A 20,014-nucleotide genomic window follows, 5' to 3' on the forward strand; every position below is an offset into this window, starting at 1 on the left:
CCGCCGGCCTGCCTGAACAGGAGTAGATTCTCTCCACCCACACAACCCGAGGATCTCCGGCATGGACATGGATTGGAGCAAGGCGCTGCAGGAAAGCCTGGTCTGGCTGGCGGCGGCCTCAGTGATCACCGTCGTGGCTTTCGCGGCCGTGGCGCTGCTGGTGGTTCGATTCACCCGCTGGGGTCGGCAGTTCTGGCAGCTGGCCGGCCCGTTCCTGCACCCCAGAAACAGCTGGTGGCCGCTGCTGGTGTTTATGCTGCTGCTGGTGCTGGCCCTGGTCTCGGTGCGCATGAACGTGCTGTTCTCCTTTTGGTACAACGGCTTCTACAGCGCGCTGCAGGAACTGGACCAGAAGGGCTTTTGGCGATTCCTGGGCATCTTCGCGGTGCTGGCCACCATCCATGTGATGCGCGAGCTGTTCAACTACTACGTGAACCAGGCGTTCCGCATCCGCTGGCGGGTCTGGCTCAACGAGCGCGTGACCACCGACTGGATGCGCGGCGATGCCTACTACCGCAGCCACTTCCTGGACGAGCCGGTGGACAACCCCGACCAGCGCATCGAGCTGGATGTGAACACCTTTGTCTCGAACTCGCTGACCCTGGCGCTGGGTGCCGTCAGCGCCGTGGTCTCGCTGGTGGCGTTCACGGGCATTCTCTGGGGGCTGTCCGCGCCCATTGCGGTGGCGGGCGTGGAGGTTCCGCGGGCCATGGTCTTTGCGGTCTACGTCTATGTGATCATCGCCACGCTGATCGCCTTTCGCCTGGGCCAGCCGCTGATCCGCCTGAACTTCCTGAACGAGAGGCTGACCGCCAACTTCCGCTACGCCCTGGTGCGCGTGCGCGAATATGCGGAGAACATCGCCTTCTACCAGGGCGCGGCCATCGAACGCAACACGCTTTTGACGCGCTTCTCGGCATTGATCGCCAATGTCTGGGCCCTGGTCTACCGCAGTCTGAAGTTCGACGGCTTCAACCTCACCGTCAACCAGGTGGCCGTGGTCTTTCCCTTTCTGCTGCAGGCGCCGCGCTTTTTCAGCGGTGCCATCAAGCTCGGTGATGTGATGCAGACCTCGCAGGCCTTTGGGCAGGTGCAGGATGCGCTGTCCTTCTTCCGAACCTCCTACGACACCTTCGCCCAGTACCGCGCTGCGCTGGACCGCCTGTGCGGCTTTCTGGATGCCAATGCCCAGACCCGCGAACTGCCCCAGGTCGTCCACAGAAAGCAACCCGGCGCCCTGGACATCGAGGGCCTGCAGGTCAGCCGCCCTGATGGCCACCACCTGCTCAGCGGCCTGCAACTGAAGCTCATTCCCGGCCAGGCGCTGCTGATCAAGGGGCCTTCGGGCAGCGGCAAGACCACCTTGCTGCGGTCCATTGCCGGCCTGTGGCCGCATGCCGAAGGCACGGTGGGCCGCCCGGGCGGCCACCAGGCGCTGTTCCTGTCTCAGCGTCCGTATCTGCCGCTGGGTGACCTGCGCACGGCCATTGCCTATCCCGCCGATGCATCGCCGCAGGACGACGAGCGGCTGCGGCAGGCGCTGCGCCAGGTCAGCCTGGCCCATCTGGCCGACAAGCTGGATGTGAACCAGGATTGGTCCCGCATCCTGTCGATTGGCGAGCAGCAGCGCCTGGCCTTTGCCCGCGTGCTGTTCAACCGGCCCGCCATCGTCTTTCTCGATGAATCCACCTCGGCCATGGACGAGGGCCTGGAGCATGCGCTGTACACCCTGCTGCGCGAGCAGATGCGCTCGACCATGCTGGTGAGCGTGGGCCACCGCAGCACGCTGGCGGGTTTCCATACCCACGCGCTGGCGGTCGATGGCAATGGCGGGTGGACGCTGTCGGAAGGAAGCGCACCGCAGAGCGCGCCCCAGGCTTGATCCGCATGCAGCCCTGGGTCGCGCGCGATCAATCGTCCATAGGCAAAGAATCGCAGTTGCCCAGGTCGGACGGCGGCGGCTCGCGCAACTGGCGTACCGCGTCGCGCAAGGCGGTGCGCAGGCCCTCTTCCAGCACGGGGTGGTAGAAGGGCGCACGCAGCAACTCGTGCACGGTCAGTTGCTGCTGCACGGCCAGGGCCAGCAGATGGGCCAGATGCTCGCCGCCCGGTGCGCACATTTCCGCGCCCAGCAGCAGGCCGCTGGCCGGGTCCGCATAGACGTGAAGCAGGCCCGCGTTGTGCTGCGCAGCGCGCGCACGCCCCTGGTGCGCGAAATCCACGCGGCCCACCACAAAGTCCTGACCCAGCAGCGCCTTCATGGGCTGGCCCACGACAGCCGCGTTGGGGGAACTGAAGACGATGGACAGCGGCGCGCGCCGCTCGAAGCAGGCCACGTTCTCTGCCATGGCGTTGGTGCCGGCGATATGGCCTTCGTCCACGGCCTCATGCAACAAGGGGCGGTCGCCATTGGCATCGCCCGCGAGAAACAGCGGCAGCTCGCCGACCTGCAGTGTCTCGCGGCTCACGGGCGGCTGCCCATGCTCGTCAAGCTCAAGCCCCAGCGTCTCCAGCCCCAGGCCTTCCAACTGCGGGCGCCGGCCCATGGCGGCCACCACGTGGTCCACGACGATGCGGGTGTCGCCTGCTCGCACGACGATGCTGCTGTCCGGGCCCTTGCTCAACTGCACTTCATGGTCAGTGATCACCGTCATCTCTTTCTCAAGCAGATGCCGCAATGCGTCGGTGACATTCGGGTCGGACAGGCCGGCAAGCTTCGGGCCGCGTCCCAGTGCGGTGACCTCCAGTCCCAGCCGTGCCAGCGCCTGTGCAATCTCCACGCCCAGCGGACCCAGGCCGACGACGGCCACGCGCGGGCCCAGCGTCTTGCGTTCGAACAAGGTATCGGTGGTCAGGATGCGCTTGCCAAAGCGCTTCCATTCCTCCGGCACCACGGGGCTGGAGCCCGGAGCGAGGATGAGCTTGCGCGCAGCCAGCACCTTGCCGTTGACCTCGATCCGATTGGCCGCCAGCAGCCTGGCACGCCCGTCGATGGCCCGCCAGCCCAGGCCCTCCGTGGCCTTGATCGTGCTTGCCACGAACTCGTCGCGCAGCTTGCGCACGCGGCGCAAAACGGCGGGCAGGTCCAGCTGCAGCCCGCTCGCGCCGCGTATGCCGAAGGTATCGAAGTGATGGCGTGCATGGAAGGCGTTGGCCGCCTCGATCAGCAACTTGGACGGCATGCATCCCACCCGCGCGCAGGTTGTTCCCCAGGGTCCGTCGTTGACGATGGCGAAATGCTCCGTGTGCTTGCGCACCTCGCGCAGCGCCGACAGTCCGGCCGAGCCGGCACCGACGATGATCACGTCGAGGGCGGTGGTGGGTGGGTTTTTCATGCTGTCTGATTCCTTTGACTGTGGCACCAGGTCCCGTGGAGGTCTCCGCTGCCGGTGGATGGGCCGAAAGGTGTGCCGACGGGAGTGCCGACTGAAGTGCCGACAGATGGTCGAGATGACTGCCTCGCCTGCCATGGGACATGCGTGCCAGTCTGCATGCTGGCGCTTGCGGCAGTCGTAGGCGAAGGGCCGAAACCGCTGCTGGACATTCAGGGCCCGGCCCGTGCCGCGCAGGGACTAGCCGGATGCCCAGTGCTGCCATGCCGCGTCCGTGCGGCTGCCTGATGCGCCGAAATCCGCTTCCCGCGCAAAGCGCCTGAGGGATGTCTCGGTAACCCTCAAATGGCTGACGCGGCACAAGCGGCTTTGTGCCGTTTGCAGCCAGCGGCGCAGGGACCAATGAAGCTGCGACACCACCCCGCCATGCACCTGTGCGCTGTGCAGGCGCAGGCGGCCATCGAGGATGAAGGCCTTCACCGACCGTGCGGACAGCTGCAGGTCCTCGCAGACCTGCCGCAGCCCGACGCCCTCGCGGACCCGGGTGCTCAGGCCGCGCCTGTGCATCTGGCAGCGAACGGAGCGCTCGCTGCGGTTCAGCCGGCGGCAGATCATCTGCACGGGCAGGACGCCGGCCCAGCGTTCGAGTGCAAGCAGTTCTGCGGGACTCCAGCGGCGGCGAATTGCGCCATTCGGCCATGCGCTGTCGGATGTCAGGCAGTGTGTGATTGCCATGGAAAGCTCCCATTCATATGGCGCTGCGCTGTGGCATGGCCTGAATCCCGGATGCCGATGAGACAATTATTGATGGGGGATTCTTTTGCAAGCTTTTGATTTTGTTGATTGTTTTTGTTGTTTTGATTGCTGCTCGGATGGACGGCTCCATACCGCGATGCCTATCGTGGGGCCGGGATGCGGATCACGGAAATAGCGTCTGCACCGGCACGCATATGCCAAGCCCCATGCGGATTTCCTGTTCGGCGCCCGATTTCCATGAACGACTTCTTTGCTTTTTCAGGAGAACCCTTCATGCGCCTTCAGCCAAAGCATTTGAATTTTTCCGTTGCGTGCCTTGCGTTGCTGGCACTGCCGGCCGCGCAGGCCCTGCCCATGCAGGACGTGGGCACGTCGGCAGGTCCGCAATGCGTGGGCCTGGACATCAACAACAGCGGCCATGTCGTGGGCGCCTGTGCAGAGAGCGACGGCTCGTCCGCAGGCTTCGTGTCGCTGGCGCCGGGCAGTGCGGCAGACCTTGTGCGCCTGTCGCCGGGGCGCAACTGCAACGCGGCGGCCATCACCAACAGCGGCCAGGTGGTGGGCAGCTGCCTGGACGGTAATTCGGTGTCCGTGGGCGTGTTCTGGAATGCGGCCACGCCAGCCACGGTGCAGACACTGCAGCCGCTGACGCTCGATGTGCGCAGCATGCCCACGGCATTCAACCAGGGCGGCTATGTGGCAGGCGTCAGCCTGAGCGGCAGCAACACGGCCCGCCCTGTCATGTGGCGCAACAATGAAACCACGGCACGCGCGCTGCCGGCGGGTCTGCTGGGCCTGAACAGCACCAACTGCATTCCGTCCGATGTGGACAATTTCGTGGTGGGCGGCAACATGCCGGGCATCGTGGGCAACTGTCCCGACAACAGCGGGCATCCGCGTCCTGTCTATTGGTCTGCCGCAGTCCTGGGCGGCTATATGGCCACGGCCCTGAACCTGCCTCTCAATGCCGTCTTCTGCCGCGCAAAGACCGTCGTCAATACCCGCATCATGGGCTACTGCGATTTCGGTGCCCAAGGTGGACGCACCGTCGTCTGGCTCAACTCGTCCTCCAGTCCGCAGGTGCTGTCCATATCGTCCCCGCCCGCGCGAAACAGCGGCGTCGATCTCAACATCCTCGGCGAGGTGATTGGGCACTACCAGTTGGCAGACGGGCGCAGCATGCCCTATTACTGGAACAGCCAGACCGGTGTCATCCGCGATATTCCTCCGCTGCCTGGCGGCATGAATGCACGTGTGGTGGATATCGGTGACAACGGAACGGTGGCGGGCCACAGCGAACTGGCCGACGGAAGTTCGCACGCCATCACCTGGACCCCCTTGGGCGGCACCGTGGACCAGGGAACCCTCGCAGGCGGCGAGAACAGTGCGGCCTCGGCACTGAGCCAGGATGGCTGCTACATGACAGGAAGGAGCGAAGTCGCGCAATTGGCCACGCATGCCTTCGTGCAGAACCTGTGCGCGCCATGAAGGCGGAGCCTCATCTCACACCGTGCATAAAGGAAATACCATGAAGATGCGATATCCAAGACTTGCAACCCCACTGGCAATCGTTGTGTGTGGGCTCTGGGTCCCTGCTGTGCAAGCGAACGGCATTTCATTCGAGAATTTTTCCTCCTCCAATGCGGCACAGGCTTTTGGCTGCTCATATAGTATGCCGCCACTGATGATGATGGCGCAAACGAGCGAGTCGTCGAAATTGATGGAAATGATGACTGCGAATATAGGTGAAACCAGACTACTGCCATTTCAGTTGATGGTGAAAGGAATATGAGCATTTTTGCGGTATGAATGCGCCTGTGGTGAATATAGGCGATACCGCAATGGTGGCTTGCTACAGCGAACTGGGCGATGAAAGCTTTCGCGCCATCATCTGGGCGTCCACAGACAACGCGTGCTGTGTGCAGAATCTGTGGACTCCTGCTCGTCAGTATCAATTCAAAAACGATGAGATAAAGAGGCTGAAATGAGAGTTCGATATGAAAAATCATTGTCCACTATGGTGGTATTTATTGTTTTAATGTCCTCCTCCGCGCTGCATGCGAATAATATTTATTTCTCGGAAGATGGTCTAATAAATTTGGAAAATAGCAGCCTGCATGCGGATGGTGATTTAAATGGGGTTGTCATGTATCATGTTTGTGGAGGTGTCTTGATATCGAACGTTAAGGTGTTTACAGCCAGTCATTGCGTAAGGAATTTATTGAAAAAAGCTGTGTAAATCATTCAATCTGACATGGCTTGTTTCCCCTGCTTGCGATTTGCCTTTATGTCATTTGATGGATAATCATCGGCTTCAAATCAGTCTGGCGATGCCATGCGGCCCAGCCTTCCGCCATGGCTGGGCGCCCGTTCCGGCGCAGGGGCATCGTCGGCCATCAACTTCCCCATCAGGCCTCGCAGGATTGCCAGCGTCGGCGCCTCGCTGCGCTGACGCAGCGTGACCAGCCCGAAGCGGGCGGTGCTGCACATGGGCGGGTCCATGGGCAGTTCGGCCAGGTCCGGGGCGACGGCGCGCACGGCCAGCAGCACGGTGTCGCTGTTGCGCGCAACGTCCACGAGGCTGGGCAGCTCCTCGCACTGCAGTGTGACGAACCGCGCCGGGTGGGCCGTGGCGCCATAGGTCTCCACCAGCAGCCAGGCCACCTGGTCGCTCAGCGGGGTGGAGGCGACGGGGTAGCGCTGCACATCCTCGAAGCGCAACTCCCGCTGCAGGCGGGCGAGTGGATGGTCGGTGCGGCACATGAAGGCGGCGCGCATTTCGTGCACGACGTCCAACGCAAGGTCGGGTGCGGGCCGCAGCGCGCGCAGGTCCACGACCAGGGCGTCGAGCAGCCGCTCGCGTAGCGAGTGCACCAGCAGATCGGTGCTGCCGCGCGCCACCTCGGTTCGCACGCCGGGATGGTGCACGGTCATGTGCTGCAGGAACGGCGTCATCAATATTGCGCCGGGGCCCGATCCCAGGCCCACACGCACGGTGCCGGCCGCACCCTCGCGCAATTGGCGCCCCCTGTCACGCAGCTCGTCGGCTTCGGCCACCAGGGCGCGCGCCCGTCCCAGCATCTCGCGGCCGAAGGCTGTGAGTTCGCTGTGGCGGCCGATGCGATCGAACAAGGGTATGCCCAGCTCCTGCTCCAGCGCGCGCACGCTGCGGCTGAGGGCCGGCTGTGTCAGATGCATGGCCTCGGCCGAGCGGCTGAAGGAGCCGGTCTGCGCCACCGATATGAGATGCCTGAGCTGCACCAGCGTCATGATTTTTCGCGCCCTGAAGTCTGCATGAAACTCATGCTAATGCAGCCAACAATGCATTGGACGTTCGATGACCCGGCTCCTAGGATGCCGCGTATCCGGCCGACCGAGCCGGAGCCATCCACCAAGGAGACATGATGAGATTTTTGTTCCAGCGCGTTTGGCTGACGGGCGCCGGCCTGCTGCTGAGCGCGGGCCTGGCCTGTGCGCAGAGCCCGTCCTCCAGGCCCGTAAGCCTGATGGTTCCCTATCCGGCCGGCGGCCCTTCGGATGCCATTGCCCGCATCTTCAGCGTGCCGCTGTCCAAGGCGCTGGGCCAGCAGGTCATCGTGGAGAACCTGGGCGGCGTGAGCGGCGCCATGGCCGCACAGAAAGTGCTGACCGCTCCGCCTGACGGGCACTACGTCTTCCAGGGCTCGCCCAACGAGGTGATCCTGTCGCCGCTGGCCAATGCGGCTGTGCGGCTCAAGGCCGAGGATTTCCGCCTGGTCCATCCCGTGGCCGAGGCCGTGATGGTGTTTGTCGCCCGCAAGGACCTGGAGGCCGGCAACGTGGATGAGCTGATCGCACTGGCCCGCAAAAGCGCCAGCCGGCCGCTGTCGTACGGCAGCGTCGGCATTGGCTCGCTCTACCACCTGATCCTGGAGAAGGTGCAGCAGGACGCCGGCATACAACTCATGCATGCGCCCTACAAGGGCAACGCGCCGCTGCTGCAGGACATCGGCAGCGGGCAGGTCGATTTCGCTGTGCTGGTTTACAGCGCTGCCATGGGCGCGCTGGCCGAGCAGGGCCGGCTCAAGATCCTGGGCCAGCTGGGGGAGCAGCGATCGGAGTTGCTCAAGAATGTGCCCACGGTGCGTGAGGGCCGGGAGCTGAAAAACTTCGCCTACAAGACCTGGACCAGTTTTCTGGTGCGCAAGGACACGCCGCAGGAGGTGGTGCAAAGGCTGCACCAGGCGATAGGCGCCATGCTCAAGGACCCGGGCGTGCGCGAGCAACTGGCCCTGCAGACGCAGCTGGCCGCGGCGCCCATGTCGCTGGCCGAAGCCGCGCAGTTCTATGAGGCCGAGATCGCCCGCTACCGCAGCATTGCCCGCTCCATCCGCCTGCAACCCCAGTGAGATGCCGCACATGAACACCCTTCTGGACACTTTGCGCGGCTCGGCCGCAGCCTTCGTCGATGTGCGCCGCGACATCCACAGGCACCCCGAGCTCGGCTTCGAGGAGCACCGCACCAGCGCCCTGGTCGCGCAGCAACTGGAGCAATGGGGATACGAGGTGGAACGCGGCCTGGGCGGCACGGGCGTGGTGGGGCGGCTGGTGCGCGGCAGCGGCCACCGGCGTCTGGGCCTGCGTGCCGACATGGACGCGCTGCCCATCGCCGAGACCAATGCCTTCGCCCACGCCAGTACGCATGACGGCGTGATGCATGCCTGCGGGCATGACGGCCATACGGCCATGCTGCTGGCAGCGGCCCGGCATCTGGCCGAGCACGGCGGCTTCGACGGAACGCTCACGCTGATCTTTCAGCCTGCGGAGGAGGGCGGCGGCGGTGCCCTGCGCATGATGGAAGACGGGCTGTTCGAGCGACATCCCTGCGATGCAATCTTCGCCATGCACAACATGCCGGGCCTGCCCCAGGGAAGGCTGGCCTTGCGCGAGGGCGCAGCCATGGCGTCCTCCGACTACGCCACGCTCACCCTCACCGGCGTGGGAGGGCACGGTGCCATGCCGCACCGCACGGCCGACCCCATCGTTGCGGCCGCCAGCATCATCATGGCCTTGCAGACCATCGTCTCGCGCAACATCGATCCGCTGCAGATGGCGGTGGTGACCGTGGGAGCCATCCACGCAGGCAAGGCCAACAACGTGATTGCCCACAGCGCTGTGCTGGAGTTGAGCGTGCGTGCGCTGGATGCCGATGTGCGCAGGCTGCTGGAGCAGCGCATTCGCGATCTGGTGAGTGCGCAGGCCGAGAGCTTCGGCGTGCAGGCGCAACTCGAGTGGCGGCCCGGCTATGCCGTGTTGGTCAACACGCCCAAGGAGACGGACTTCGCGCGCCAGATCGCGCTGGAGCTGCTGGGCCCGGAACATGTCACGCTGCAGGCGCCACCCTTGCCGGGCAGCGAAGACTTTGCCTTCATGCTGCAGCGCGTGCCAGGCAGCTATCTGCTGATTGGCAATGGCGAGGGAAGCGAGCAAGGCGCCTGCATGGTGCACAACCCGGGCTATGACTTCAACGACGACAACATAGCCGTGGGCGCCGCCTATTGGGTGCTGCTGGCGCAGCGGTTTCTGGTGGCCGGTTGAGCTGCTTGAGCCCGGCGCATCTCATTCGCCGTGGTGGATTTCCATCCAGCCCACGCGTCCTTGACCGCTCTCATTGAGGCGGCTCACAAAGCCTTCCGCCTGCGACTGCGGCAGGCGCAGATCGAACTGCACCAGGGAGCCGTGCTCGACCTGGAGCAGCTCGGCGCCTGCTGCATCGATCTCGCGGCGCACCAGGCCTTCCAGCGCATAGGGCACGGCGCAGCGCAGCGATTGCATGCGCTGCAGTGTCACTTTCTCGGCGGTCAGCAGGGCCTGGGCCACGGCATCGGTGTAGGCGCGCACCAGGCCACCTGCGCCCAGCTTGACGCCGCCGAAGTAGCGCACCACGGTGGCCAGCACGCCTTCCAGATCCTGGTGGCGCAGCACATCCAGCATGGGACGGCCTGCCGTGCCGCTGGGCTCGCCATCATCGACGGCTGCCGACTGGCCGCCTGCCAGCAGCGCCCAGCAGACATGGGCGGCGCCGGGGTGCTCGCGCCATAGCGCATCGACCACCGCCTGGGCGCTGGCGCGGTCGGCCATCGGCTGCACGCAACCGATGAAGCGGCTTTTCTTGATGATGAGTTCGCTGTGCGCGGGTGCGCGGAGTGTCTGCGGCATGGAGGGCGGCAAGCTTACCCGATCGTCCCTGGCCCGGTGTTTGGCGCATGGATTCATTACGCCTTTATTACGAAGCGCTACACATTTGTGAGCATGCGTACCTTGTGTTATTTCAGCTTCAGAGGGTTGCATCCAGGTTTGTCCTACAGAAATCGTGAAAGATTCGCAGTAAGCTTTCTGTCAAGGAGGCGCAACCATGAACACCCCACCTTCCCGCGATCCCGTTCTCACCGAACACACCTTTGGCCGCGATCATTTCAGTCCCCCGCCCATGGCGCTGGAGCAAGCTGGTCAGGACCATGAAGCCGCTGGCGGCGGCATTCCTCTGGATCTGGACCAGCGCATCCGCAACGTCGGCGAATGGTGATGGCAGGTGCCGCCTGGCCAAGGGCCTGCAGCGGCATCAGTGCTGTCAGGTCCGGCTGGACCGTGCAGCGGCCCGCCGACAGGCGGTGATCCTCAAGCGAACAGGCCGCGAACCAGGCGCAGCAGGCTCTTGCCTGGCTGCGCTGGATTTATCATTTCCAATTTCCAATTTCCACGTACCTACCCACCCAGGCCGGCTGCGCGAAGCGTCGGCCTTTTTGCATTCCTGCAGGAACCATGAGCACTGACACAGGCCGCAGCCATTGGCTGCTGGCGCCTGCCTCCGCCAGCGACGCCAGCCTGCCCGTGCCCCTGGGCGATGTGACGGCGCTGCTGGAGCAGGTGGGCCGCTCCAGCGCCAGCAGCGACGAGGTGGCCGGGCAGTTGCTGCATTTGCTGGGCCGGCACGTGCCGCTGGCGCAGTGCACCATCTTCTCGTTCCAGGGGCGATCACGTCCGCGCATCGTGGGTTTTGGCGACCGGGCACGCACGGGGGCGCTGCCCATGATTTCGCAGGACTACAGCGAGCGCTTCTATCCGCTCGACGGCGCACAGCGCGTGATGCAGGCCGAACTTGCGCGGCAGCAGCGCGACCCCCAGGCTCCCGCGCGCGTCTGGCTGCACCGCCAGCGCCCCTGCGATGTCAGCCATCCCGAGTACCGCCATGTCTGCTATGGGTTGCCGCGCCTGGTGGAGCGGCTCTCGCTGCTGACCCTGCAGCCTGGCGCACGGTGGCTGGCGGTGAACCTGTACCGAGGCGAGGAGCACGGCTGCCTTGATGCGCAGTCCATCGCACGCATCGAAGCCTTTGCGCCCCTGGTCATGCAGGCCATGCGCCTGCACTATGCGGGCCAGGCGTTGCAGGACGATCTGGCGGGGCTGGTGCTGGCGCGCCTGGCCGGGCGCTTTGCCCATCTCACGCAGCGCGATCTGGACGTGGTGCGCTGCGTGATCGAGGGGCTTGATGCCGAGCGGCTGGCGCAGCGCCTGGGCATCACCGTGTCCAGCGCGCGAACCTATCTCAAGCGGGTCTGCGCCAAACTGGGCGTGCAGGGGCAGCGTGAGCTGTTTGCCTTGTTGATGGCGCCCGAAGCAATGTCCTGAACCACGGAGGTGGGCACCGCAGGGTGTCCTCATCTGGGGACATCTTCAGGGCCGGTGCTGCCTACACTGCGCCCTGAACAAGACGCACGACGGAGACCCCCATGCACCAGCCCCATGCCCAGCCCAGGCAGTCCATCTACTACCGCTACCAGGTGCATCGGCCCTGGCTGCCATCGGAGCATCAGGGGGTGCAGCGGCACCCCGTCGTCATTGTCGGAACGGGGCCGGTAGGCCTGACCACGGCACTGGAGCTGGCGCGCCACGGGCAGCGATGCGTGCTGCTGGAGTCCGAGCTGCAGGTATCCGAAGGCAGCCGCGCCATCGTCTTCACGCGCCGCTCCATGGAGATCCTCCAGCAGGTGGGCGTGGCCGGACGGGTCAGCGACAGCGGGCTGCCATGGCGCTTTGGCAACTCCTTCTACCGGGGCCAGCGCGTGTTTCGCATGGAAGCACCGCACAGCGAGGACGACCGCTTCTTCCCCATGACCAACCTGCAGCAGCAGTACCTGGAGGAGTACCTGGTCGATGCCGTGCTGGCCCATCCGCTGATCGAGTTGCGCTGGGGCAACCGCGTGGAGCGGGTGGAGCAGTTTGGCGAAGGCGCCGCTGCAAAAGCGCGGCTGCAGGTGGACACGCCCGAGGGGCCGTATGCGCTGGAAGCCGACTGGCTGGTCGCCGCCGATGGCGCACGCTCGGGCATACGCACGGCCATGGGCCTGGTCATGGAAGGGGCGTCATACGAAGGCCGCTTCGTGATTGCCGACATCCGCATCGACCTGCCGCTGCCCACCGAGCGCCTGGCCTTCTTCGATCCGGTGTGGAACCCCGGCAACACCATCCTCATGCACCGCGAGCCGCATGGCATCTGGCGCGTGGACTACCAGTTGCCTGCGGGCGAAGATCCGCAGCAGGCACTGCAGCCCGAATCGCTCAAGGCGCGCATCGACGCGCAACTGGAGATGGTCGGCTTTGGCGGCACGCCCTGGGAGATGGACTGGAGCTCGGTCTACTCGGCGCGCGCGCTGACCTTGCCGGACTACGTGCACGGCCGCGTGGTCTTCACGGGCGATGCGGCCCACCTGCTGCCCATCTTCGGGGTGCGCGGCGCCAACACCGGTTTCCAGGACGCCCAGGCCCTGGCCTGGCGCCTGGCCCTGGTGGCGCGCGGCGTGGCGCCGGCCCGTTTGCTGGATAGCTACAGCAGCGAGCGCGTGGGCGCGGCGCGCGAGATTGTCGAAGAGGCCGGCAAGAGCACGCGCTTCATGGCGCCGCCTTCGCGCGGCTTCCGGCTGCTGCGCGATGCCGTGCTGTCGCTGTCGCTCACCCAGGCCTTCGTGCGCCCGCTGTACCACTGGCGTACATCTCGCCCCCATGAGTACGCCCGCTCGCCCCTCAACAGCAGGGACGACGACAACCATTTGTTCAAGGGCGGCCCCGCCCATGGCGCGCCGCCGCAGAACGTGTGCCTGGCGCCGGACGACTATCTGCTGGATCACCTGGGCGGCGGCTTCGACCTGCTGTATTTCACCGATGGCTCGGCCGTGCCACCCGCTTTGAGCGAGGTTGCCCGCGTGGTGCGCGGCCGCGGCGTGGGCCTGCGCATCGTGGCCATCTCCAGCCAGGCGGAGCCGCAGCCAGTTCAGGGCGCTGACCTGACCCTTTCCGATAGTCAGGGCCGCTGCCGCGAACGCCATGGCGTGCCTGCCGATCCACCTTCTGGCGCCGCCTACCTGCTGCGGCCCGACCAGCATGTCTGCGCACGCTGGCTGGCGCTGGATGCGCGACGCCTGCAATCCGCACTCGACAACGCCACCTGCACGCAAGGAGCCCAGGCATGAGCCAAGCACACACATCGCCCGACACGCTTGAATCGCCCGGCACCCTGGATATCGCCGGTCTGGAGGCCGTCTACGACCAACTGGCCACGGCCATTGACGCGGCAGGCCCGCAGCAGTCCGAGCTGTTTCTGGTCAAGCTGGCGCTGCTGGCTGCCGAGCGGCTGGGCAGCGCCCGGCAGTTCTCCGAGCTGGTGCAGGCGGCGCAGCAGGATCTTCAGCCTAGGGTAAACCGCTAGCCCTGCCGGGTGGTTGCGTGGCCGGCGCTGGCTAACATCGGCCCGGAATCAAGGATGCCACGACCCCATGGATGTGCTGAGCGAAGTTCTCGATATTTGCCGGTCAGAGCGCGCCGTGACGGCGCGTTTTGCGCTGACCGCGCCGTGGAGCCTGAAGTCCACGGGCGTCACGGGCGCCATGATCCGCATGGCGCGCGGCGCGCCATACTGGATACAGGTGGAAGGCATGCAGCCGCTGCGGGTCGAGCCGGGCGATCTGGTCATGCTGCCCATGGGCGCGGCACATGTGGTGGCCTCGGATCTGGGCATGGCCTGCGAGCTGTTCTCGCGGCTGATCTCCCGCCATGCCGAAGGCCCGCAGGACGAGAATCCGCTGGTCTTCAGCCATGGCGGCGGGGGCGAGGCGACCGACATGTTTTCGGCCCTGCTGTGGTTTTCAGCCTATTGCCGGCATTCGGTGTTCCGCATCCTGCCGCCGCTGATCCATATCCGCGCAAGCGATCTGCCGCTGGCCGATTGCCTGGCCGCCACCATGCAGTCGCTCACGCTGGAGACGCTGGCGCGGCGCCCGGGCTGGCGCCTGTCGGCCGCGCGCATGGGCGAGCTTTTGCTGGTCAACATCCTGCGCGAGCACCTGGCGCGCGAGGCCGCCGTGGGTGAAGGCTGGCTGCGGGGCCTGGGCGATGCCTGCATTGCCCGCGCCATCGTCTGCATGCACCGGGAGCCGCAGCGCAGCTGGAGCGTGGAGACGCTGGCGGCCGAGGCCGGCATGTCGCGCACCCGCTTCAGCATGCGTTTCAAGCAGCTGGTGGGCGCCACCCCCATCGGCTACCTGACGGCGCACCGCATGGCGCTGGCCGCCCAGCAGATGGAGGCCGGCGGGCTGTCATCGGCCCGCATCGCAGAGAACGCGGGCTACGATTCTCCCAAGGTGTTTGCGAGGGCCTTCCGCCGCTGGTCCGGGCATACGCCCAAGGCCTATCTGGCGCAGGAGGCCGCAAAGAGGTCGGGCTGGCAGCAGCAGGAAGGCCGTATCAGGGGGCTGGAGCAAGACCCTTAGCCAGCAGGGTTGAGTGCCGAAACGTACACTGGCCGGTTCCTTCCGCACAGGCTCCCAGAAGCCGAACCGCCCATCATGAACGCCCCCGTTGACGTTTCCTTTTTCCATCGCGCTGCCAAGCCGCTGACCAGCTACCGACCGTACTGGGCCAAGCGCTTCGGCACGGCCCCGTTCCTGCCGATGAGCCGGGCCGAGATGGACCAGCTTGGCTGGGACAGTTGCGACGTGATCCTGGTGACGGGCGATGCCTATGTGGATCACCCCAGCTTCGGCATGTCGGTGATCGGCCGGGTGCTGGAGGCGCAGGGCTTTCGCGTGGGCATCATCGCCCAGCCCGACTGGCAGAGCGCCGAGGCCTTCAAGGCCCTGGGCCGTCCCAACCTGTTCTGGGGCGTGACGGCGGGCAACATGGATTCGATGATCAACCGCTACACGGCCGATCGCAAGATCCGCTCCGACGATGCCTACACGCCGGGCGACGTGGGCGGCAAGCGCCCCGACCGCGCGGCCATTGTCTACAGCCAGCGCTGCCGTGAGGCATACAAGGACGTGCCCATCGTGCTCGGCGGCATCGAGGGCAGCCTGCGCCGCATCGCCCACTACGACTACTGGAGCGACAAGGTGCGCCGCTCCATCGTGGTGGACAGCAAGTGCGACATCCTGCTGTACGGCAACGCCGAACGCGCCCTGGTCGAGGTGGCCCACCGCCTGGCCGCTCGCGAGCCCGTGGAAAGCATTACCGATGTGCGCGGCACGGCCTTCTTCCGCCGCGAGTCGGAAGCGGGCTGGTTCGAGCTGGACTCCTCCGTGGTGGACGAGCCTGGCGTGGTCGAGCCCCACATCAACCCCTACATGACCACCAGCGAGCAGGCCGAGGCCCAGGGCCAGACCTGCTCCAAGGAAGAGGGTGATGCCGCCGCGAAGCCGGACGGTGCCTCGGTCGCCGCCGTTCAGACCATCCAGTTCGTGCCCAATCCGTCGCTGCGCGGCAAGGGCAAGCAGCCGCCGCGCGACAAGACCGTGCTGCGCCTGCCCAGCTACGAGCAGGTCAAGGCCGATCCCATCCTCTACGCACACGCCAATCGCGTGCTGCACCTGGAGACCAACCCCGGCAACGCCCGTGCCCTGGTCCAGGCCCACGGCGAGGGTGTGACCGCGCGCGATGTGTGGCTGAACCCGCCCCCCATCCCGCTGACCACCGCCGAGATGGACTGGGTCTTCGGCCTGCCCTATGCACGCAGCCCCCATCCCAGCTATGCCGACGCCAGCGGCAGCCATGAGGGCGAGACCAAGATCCCGGCCTGGGAGATGATCCGCACCTCGGTCAACATCATGCGCGGCTGCTTCGGCGGCTGCACCTTCTGCTCCATCACCGAGCATGAGGGCCGCATCATCCAGAGCCGTTCCGAGGAGTCCATCATCCAGGAGGTCGAGGACATCCGCGACAAGGTCAAGGGCTTCACCGGCACCATCTCCGACCTGGGCGGCCCCACGGCCAACATGTACCGCCTGGGCTGCAAGAGCCCCGAGATCGAGGCCGCCTGCCGCAAGCCCAGCTGCGTGTTCCCCGGCATCTGCCAGAACCTGCACACCGACCACGCCCCGCTGGTCAAGATCTACCGCCGCGCGCGCAATCTGCCGGGCATCAAGAAGATCCTGATCGGCTCGGGTCTGCGCTACGACCTGGCCGTGAAGTCGCCCGAGTACGTCAAGGAGCTGGTGCAGCACCATGTGGGCGGCTATCTGAAGATCGCGCCTGAGCACACCGAGTCCGGGCCGCTGACCAAGATGATGAAGCCTGGCATCGGCAGCTATGACCGCTTCAAGCAGATGTTCGAGCAGTTCAGCGAGGAAGCGGGCAAGAAGCAGTACCTGATTCCGTACTTCATCGCGGCCCACCCGGGCACCAGCGACGAGGACATGATGAACCTCGCCATCTGGCTGAAGAAGAACGGATTCCGCGCCGACCAGGTGCAGACCTTCTATCCCAGCCCCATGGCCACGGCCACGGCCATGTACCACTCTGGCCGCAACACGCTGACCAAGGTGCGCCGCGAGATGCGCGACGTGAACGAGGAGTCGGTGGACATCGTGCGCGGTGAAAAGCGCCGGCGCCTGCACAAGGCCTTTCTGCGCTACCACGACCCGAACAACTGGCCGCTGCTGCGCGAGGCCTTGAAGGCCATGGGCCGTGCCGACCTCATCGGCAACGGCAAGCAGCACCTGATCCCCACCTTCCAGCCCCTGGTCGATGGCGGCTACCAGAGCGCGCGCCGCAAGAACAGCACGCAGGGCACGGGCGTGGCCGCACGTGCCGTGGTATCCCAGCAAGGCAAGGCCTACGCCCTCAACAAGGCCGGCGGCAAGAATGCCGGGCCGGGCAAGGTGCTGGCAGAGTCGCGCGAGCCTGCGGGCGATGTGCGTTTCCGTTCCAGCCAGCCCCAGCCGGGCCGCATGCTGACCCAGCACACGGGCCTGCCGCCGCGCCCCGGTGTGGGTGGTCCTTCCCGTTCTGCGGGCGCTGCCGGTTCGGGCCGCAAGGCGGCGCCGGGCGGTCGCAAGCCGCGCTGACGCGCCTTTGCCTCTAGCTGGCGGCCGGCGCTAGCGTGCCCTGCCATTCGCGGCGGGCGGCCTGGGCGCCGCTTTCAAAGTAATGCGTGTCCAGCGGCACGGGCCGTGCCAGAGCAAAACCCTGTGCATAGTCCACGCCCACGGCCTGAAGGGCCTGGGCGATCTCGCGGGTTTCCACATACTCGGCCACGGTGCGCTTGCCCAGGATGTGGCCTATGCGGTTGATCATCTCCACCATGGCGTGGTTGCTGGGGTCCTGGAGCATGTCGCGCACAAAGCCGCCGTCGATCTTCAGATAGTCCACGGGCAGCTGCTTCAGATAGGTCAGCGAGGACATGCCCACGCCAAAGTCGTCCAGCGCAAAGCGGCAGCCCAGGGTGCGCAGGGCCTGGATCAGCCTGGTGGCACTGGACAGGCTGGCGATGGCGCTGGTCTCCGTGATCTCGAAGCACAGCAACTGCGGCGCAATGCCATGCGTGCTCAGCTGTTTCTGCACGAAGTCCAGCAGCCCGTCGTCATCCAGGCTGGGGCCTGACAGGTTGATGGCGCAGGTGTCGATGTGGCGCAGTGCGGCCGGATGCTGGGCCAGCGTGGCCAGCGTTCTGGCGATCACCCAGCGGTCAACCGTGGGCATGATGCCGTAGCGCTCGGCCGCGGGAATGAAGGTGGCCGGCGAGATGATCTGGCCCTGCTCGTCGCGCAGCCGCAGCAGCACCTCGAAATGCAGGCCCCGCTGACCGTCGGGCTGCAGCGGTGCAATGCTTTGGGCGTACAGGCAAAAGCGCTCCTGCTCCAGTGCCATACGTATGCGTGTCACCCATTCCATCTCGCTGACGTGGCGGGTGTACTCGCCATCGTCGCTGCGGTAGACGTAGATGCGGTTGCGGCCGCGCTCCTTGGCGCGGTAGCAGGCCATGTCGGCCATGCGCAGCAGGTCCTGGGCCGACTGGACCTCGCCGCCGATGTGCACCAGGCCGATGCTCAGCCCCGTGCGCAGCACCTGCTTGCCCCAGTGCACGTGCAGGGCCTCGGTCGCCTGGCGCAGCTTCTCGGCAATGCGCAGGGCGGGCTCGGGCGGGCAGTTCTCCAGAAGAACGCCGAATTCATCTCCGCCCAGCCGCGCGAGGGTGTCGGTCTCGCGCAGGTTGTGCAGCAGCAGGCGGCTGACCTCGCACAGCATCTCGTCGCCCGCCGGGTGGCCGCAGGTCTCGTTGATGAGCTTGAACTGGTCCAGGTCCATGTACAGCACGGCCGAGGGCCGCAGCCTGTGCTGGCCCTGGTTGAGCAGGCGCTGCAGGCGGCGCTCGAACTCGACGCGGTTTTCCAGCCCGGTCAGCCCGTCGTGGCTGGCATGCCAAGACAGCTGGTCCAGATACTGCTGCTCCCGCGAGACATCCCTGAGCACGATCACCGCACCGGCCGGGCGCTCCCCGCCGCCGCTGATGGCCGACCCCATGAGCTTGACCGGCACGATGCTGCGGTCATGGCGCCGCAGCCAGCGCGTGTGCTCCTCGCGCAATTGCTGGCCCGAAAGCAAATGGGCCAGCAGGCTTTCCGCGGTCTGGGTGGCGTCAATGCTGTTGAAATGCAGGCCCTTGGCCAGGTGCTGGCCCTTGATCTGCTGCTCGCTGCTGCCCAACAGGCCCAGCGCGGCGGGGTTGGCATAGTCCACCACGCCCTGGGCGTCCGTGGTGATCACGGCGTCGCCCAGCGAGGCCAGCGTGGTCTGGGCCCTTTCCTTTTCCGTCAGCAGGTCGTTTTGCACCTGCTGGCGCTGCTGCAGCATGCGCCGCGTATGCCAGAGCGCCACCAGGATCAGCGCCACACCCAGCACCAGATGGATGCCCTGCAGCCACATCACCATCTGCCGTGAACTGCGGCCCAGCGAGGCGCTGAACTGCTGGGTGGCCGGTGTGACGCCGGCGTTGATCTGCTCGATCTCGCGCTTCCAGGTGATGGCGTCCTCGGCGCTGACGCTGCCCACGGCGTGGCGCTGCCCTATCTCCTGGGCCAGCCTGTCGAGCTGCTGCAGATACTGATCGCCTTGTTTCCAGTAGCGATAAGGCTCTTCCAGAAGCTCGACATGGCGGAAGGTCTGCATGAGCCAGATCAGCGCCTCGGCATCGTCAGGGTGGTTGCCTCCCAGAAGAATGCCGGCACGCGCATCCTTGACCCTGGCTGGCACATCGTCCAGCGCCATGCGCGCCTGCCAGTCGCCCGCGGGAATGGCCATGGCCTGCTCGAAGCGCGCCATGTCGCGCGCCGAGCCGCTGTCCACATAGCGGCTCAGGGCGTAGATGGCGTCCTTCTGTGCCTTGGACCACAGGCTTTCCCCGGCCACGAAGGCGCGCACCGCAGACACAAGGTAGAGGCTGCCGCTGGCCATGACCACCAGCACCACGACCACCAGCACCAGGGGCCAGATGCGCTGCACCAGCTGCAGTACCGGCACATGGGCTGGGGGCTGGCTTTGCATGGGTGGAGCAGGGGAGAGTTGGCCGTGTGGGCGGCTCAGGCGCTGGCGCCAATGCGCCGCAGAACTGGCGCCGAATG

At 65.8% G+C, this 20,014-nt stretch carries 17 protein-coding genes; 12 read left to right on the plus strand and 5 right to left on the minus strand.

The annotated features are described in order from the left end of the window. Nucleotides 1-61: 61 nt before the first annotated feature. Nucleotides 62-1,882 carry an ABC transporter ATP-binding protein/permease gene (locus LGR64_RS09870; protein ID WP_230355344.1) on the plus strand — a complete coding sequence of 607 codons (1,821 nt, stop codon included), beginning with the start codon at nucleotides 62-64 and terminating at the stop codon, nucleotides 1,880-1,882. A 28-nt stretch (nucleotides 1,883-1,910) separates the two neighbouring features. Here the strand turns inward: LGR64_RS09870 and LGR64_RS09875 are convergent, their stop codons facing one another. Together LGR64_RS09875 and LGR64_RS09880 are read right to left on the minus strand one after the other, a co-directional pair. Then, the gene (locus LGR64_RS09875; RefSeq protein ID WP_141831763.1) at nucleotides 1,911-3,335 is read right to left on the minus strand and encodes a dihydrolipoyl dehydrogenase; all 1,425 of its coding nucleotides are present in this window, start codon (nucleotides 3,333-3,335) and stop codon (nucleotides 1,911-1,913) included. Between the two features lie 237 nt (nucleotides 3,336-3,572). Next, nucleotides 3,573-4,067: a hypothetical protein gene (locus LGR64_RS09880; protein WP_141831765.1), complete on the minus strand. Its 495-nt coding sequence runs from the start codon at nucleotides 4,065-4,067 to the stop codon at nucleotides 3,573-3,575. 294 nt (nucleotides 4,068-4,361) lie between these two features. Between LGR64_RS09880 and LGR64_RS09885 the strand changes: the two genes are divergently transcribed. The 3 genes from LGR64_RS09885 to LGR64_RS28660 all read left to right on the plus strand — a co-directional run bounded on the left by LGR64_RS09885 (nucleotide 4,362) and on the right by LGR64_RS28660 (nucleotide 6,327). Further along, nucleotides 4,362-5,576 carry an HAF repeat-containing protein gene (locus LGR64_RS09885; RefSeq protein ID WP_141831767.1) on the plus strand — a complete coding sequence of 405 codons (1,215 nt, stop codon included), beginning with the start codon at nucleotides 4,362-4,364 and terminating at the stop codon, nucleotides 5,574-5,576. A 40-nt stretch (nucleotides 5,577-5,616) separates the two neighbouring features. Beyond that, entirely contained in the window at nucleotides 5,617-5,880 is a 264-nt protein-coding gene (locus tag LGR64_RS09890) for a hypothetical protein (RefSeq protein WP_141831769.1), read from the plus strand. A 354-nt stretch (nucleotides 5,881-6,234) separates the two neighbouring features. Next, the gene (locus LGR64_RS28660; RefSeq protein WP_442873822.1) at nucleotides 6,235-6,327 is read left to right on the plus strand and encodes a trypsin-like serine protease; all 93 of its coding nucleotides are present in this window, start codon (nucleotides 6,235-6,237) and stop codon (nucleotides 6,325-6,327) included. An 80-nt stretch (nucleotides 6,328-6,407) separates the two neighbouring features. On the opposite strand, the gene LGR64_RS09895 is transcribed toward LGR64_RS28660, so the two are convergent. Then, nucleotides 6,408-7,358: a LysR family transcriptional regulator gene (locus LGR64_RS09895; protein WP_141831773.1), complete on the minus strand. Its 951-nt coding sequence runs from the start codon at nucleotides 7,356-7,358 to the stop codon at nucleotides 6,408-6,410. A 134-nt stretch (nucleotides 7,359-7,492) separates the two neighbouring features. Between LGR64_RS09895 and LGR64_RS09900 the strand changes: the two genes are divergently transcribed. Continuing rightward, nucleotides 7,493-8,476, plus strand: coding sequence for a tripartite tricarboxylate transporter substrate binding protein (locus LGR64_RS09900; protein ID WP_141831775.1), 984 nt, complete (start codon nucleotides 7,493-7,495; stop codon nucleotides 8,474-8,476). A 10-nt stretch (nucleotides 8,477-8,486) separates the two neighbouring features. Next, nucleotides 8,487-9,665: a M20 aminoacylase family protein gene (locus tag LGR64_RS09905; RefSeq protein WP_141831777.1), complete on the plus strand. Its 1,179-nt coding sequence runs from the start codon at nucleotides 8,487-8,489 to the stop codon at nucleotides 9,663-9,665. A gap of 21 nt (nucleotides 9,666-9,686) precedes the next feature. Here the strand turns inward: LGR64_RS09905 and LGR64_RS09910 are convergent, their stop codons facing one another. Then, nucleotides 9,687-10,286, minus strand: coding sequence for an IMPACT family protein (locus LGR64_RS09910; protein WP_141831779.1), 600 nt, complete (start codon nucleotides 10,284-10,286; stop codon nucleotides 9,687-9,689). A gap of 196 nt (nucleotides 10,287-10,482) precedes the next feature. Here LGR64_RS09910 and LGR64_RS09915 point away from each other — a divergent pair, with 196 nt between their 5' ends. The 6 genes from LGR64_RS09915 to LGR64_RS09940 all read left to right on the plus strand — a co-directional run bounded on the left by LGR64_RS09915 (nucleotide 10,483) and on the right by LGR64_RS09940 (nucleotide 17,461). Next, entirely contained in the window at nucleotides 10,483-10,653 is a 171-nt protein-coding gene (locus LGR64_RS09915) for a hypothetical protein (RefSeq protein ID WP_012205835.1), read from the plus strand. Nucleotides 10,654-10,889: 236 nt separating this feature from the next. Further along, on the plus strand, nucleotides 10,890-11,756 hold the full coding sequence (locus tag LGR64_RS09920; RefSeq protein WP_141831781.1) for a helix-turn-helix transcriptional regulator: 867 nt from the start codon (nucleotides 10,890-10,892) through the stop codon (nucleotides 11,754-11,756). 101 nt (nucleotides 11,757-11,857) lie between these two features. Then, entirely contained in the window at nucleotides 11,858-13,594 is a 1,737-nt protein-coding gene (locus tag LGR64_RS09925; RefSeq protein WP_141831783.1) for an FAD-dependent monooxygenase, read from the plus strand. Next, the gene (locus LGR64_RS09930; protein WP_141831785.1) at nucleotides 13,591-13,830 is read left to right on the plus strand and encodes a DUF2783 domain-containing protein; all 240 of its coding nucleotides are present in this window, start codon (nucleotides 13,591-13,593) and stop codon (nucleotides 13,828-13,830) included. Before LGR64_RS09925 ends, LGR64_RS09930 begins: the two co-directional genes overlap by 4 nt. Nucleotides 13,831-13,897: 67 nt before the next feature. Beyond that, on the plus strand, nucleotides 13,898-14,890 hold the full coding sequence (locus LGR64_RS09935; RefSeq protein ID WP_043822934.1) for an AraC family transcriptional regulator: 993 nt from the start codon (nucleotides 13,898-13,900) through the stop codon (nucleotides 14,888-14,890). A gap of 75 nt (nucleotides 14,891-14,965) precedes the next feature. Then, a complete protein-coding gene (locus LGR64_RS09940; protein WP_034394236.1) occupies nucleotides 14,966-17,461 on the plus strand; it encodes a YgiQ family radical SAM protein in 2,496 nt (831 codons plus the stop codon). Nucleotides 17,462-17,474: 13 nt separating this feature from the next. On the opposite strand, the gene LGR64_RS09945 is transcribed toward LGR64_RS09940, so the two are convergent. Next, nucleotides 17,475-19,937, minus strand: a complete 2,463-nt coding sequence (locus LGR64_RS09945) for an EAL domain-containing protein (protein ID WP_141831787.1) — start codon at nucleotides 19,935-19,937, stop codon at nucleotides 17,475-17,477. Between the last annotated feature and the right edge of the window lie 77 nt (nucleotides 19,938-20,014).

The organism is Delftia sp. Lp-1, from assembly GCF_020523835.1.
Lineage (GTDB): Bacteria > Pseudomonadota > Gammaproteobacteria > Burkholderiales > Burkholderiaceae_C > Comamonas > Comamonas acidovorans.

What these genes read in the sequence shown, in the direction of transcription:
- LGR64_RS09925 (WP_141831783.1), top strand. Translation starts at nt 11,858, where the DNA reads ATGCACCAGCCCCATGCCCAGCCCAGGCAGTCCATCTACTACCGCTAC.
- LGR64_RS09940 (WP_034394236.1), top strand. Translation starts at nt 14,966, where the DNA reads ATGAACGCCCCCGTTGACGTTTCCTTTTTCCATCGCGCTGCCAAGCCG.
- LGR64_RS28660 (WP_442873822.1), top strand. Translation starts at nt 6,235, where the DNA reads ATGTATCATGTTTGTGGAGGTGTCTTGATATCGAACGTTAAGGTGTTT.
- LGR64_RS09895 (WP_141831773.1), bottom strand. Translation starts at nt 7,358, where the DNA reads ATGACGCTGGTGCAGCTCAGGCATCTCATATCGGTGGCGCAGACCGGC.
- LGR64_RS09880 (WP_141831765.1), bottom strand. Translation starts at nt 4,067, where the DNA reads ATGGCAATCACACACTGCCTGACATCCGACAGCGCATGGCCGAATGGC.
- LGR64_RS09900 (WP_141831775.1), top strand. Translation starts at nt 7,493, where the DNA reads ATGAGATTTTTGTTCCAGCGCGTTTGGCTGACGGGCGCCGGCCTGCTG.
- LGR64_RS09910 (WP_141831779.1), bottom strand. Translation starts at nt 10,286, where the DNA reads ATGCCGCAGACACTCCGCGCACCCGCGCACAGCGAACTCATCATCAAG.
- LGR64_RS09945 (WP_141831787.1), bottom strand. Translation starts at nt 19,937, where the DNA reads ATGCAAAGCCAGCCCCCAGCCCATGTGCCGGTACTGCAGCTGGTGCAG.
- LGR64_RS09920 (WP_141831781.1), top strand. Translation starts at nt 10,890, where the DNA reads ATGAGCACTGACACAGGCCGCAGCCATTGGCTGCTGGCGCCTGCCTCC.
- LGR64_RS09885 (WP_141831767.1), top strand. Translation starts at nt 4,362, where the DNA reads ATGCGCCTTCAGCCAAAGCATTTGAATTTTTCCGTTGCGTGCCTTGCG.
- LGR64_RS09930 (WP_141831785.1), top strand. Translation starts at nt 13,591, where the DNA reads ATGAGCCAAGCACACACATCGCCCGACACGCTTGAATCGCCCGGCACC.
- LGR64_RS09890 (WP_141831769.1), top strand. Translation starts at nt 5,617, where the DNA reads ATGAAGATGCGATATCCAAGACTTGCAACCCCACTGGCAATCGTTGTG.
- LGR64_RS09875 (WP_141831763.1), bottom strand. Translation starts at nt 3,335, where the DNA reads ATGAAAAACCCACCCACCACCGCCCTCGACGTGATCATCGTCGGTGCC.
- LGR64_RS09870 (WP_230355344.1), top strand. Translation starts at nt 62, where the DNA reads ATGGACATGGATTGGAGCAAGGCGCTGCAGGAAAGCCTGGTCTGGCTG.
- LGR64_RS09915 (WP_012205835.1), top strand. Translation starts at nt 10,483, where the DNA reads ATGAACACCCCACCTTCCCGCGATCCCGTTCTCACCGAACACACCTTT.
- LGR64_RS09905 (WP_141831777.1), top strand. Translation starts at nt 8,487, where the DNA reads ATGAACACCCTTCTGGACACTTTGCGCGGCTCGGCCGCAGCCTTCGTC.
- LGR64_RS09935 (WP_043822934.1), top strand. Translation starts at nt 13,898, where the DNA reads ATGGATGTGCTGAGCGAAGTTCTCGATATTTGCCGGTCAGAGCGCGCC.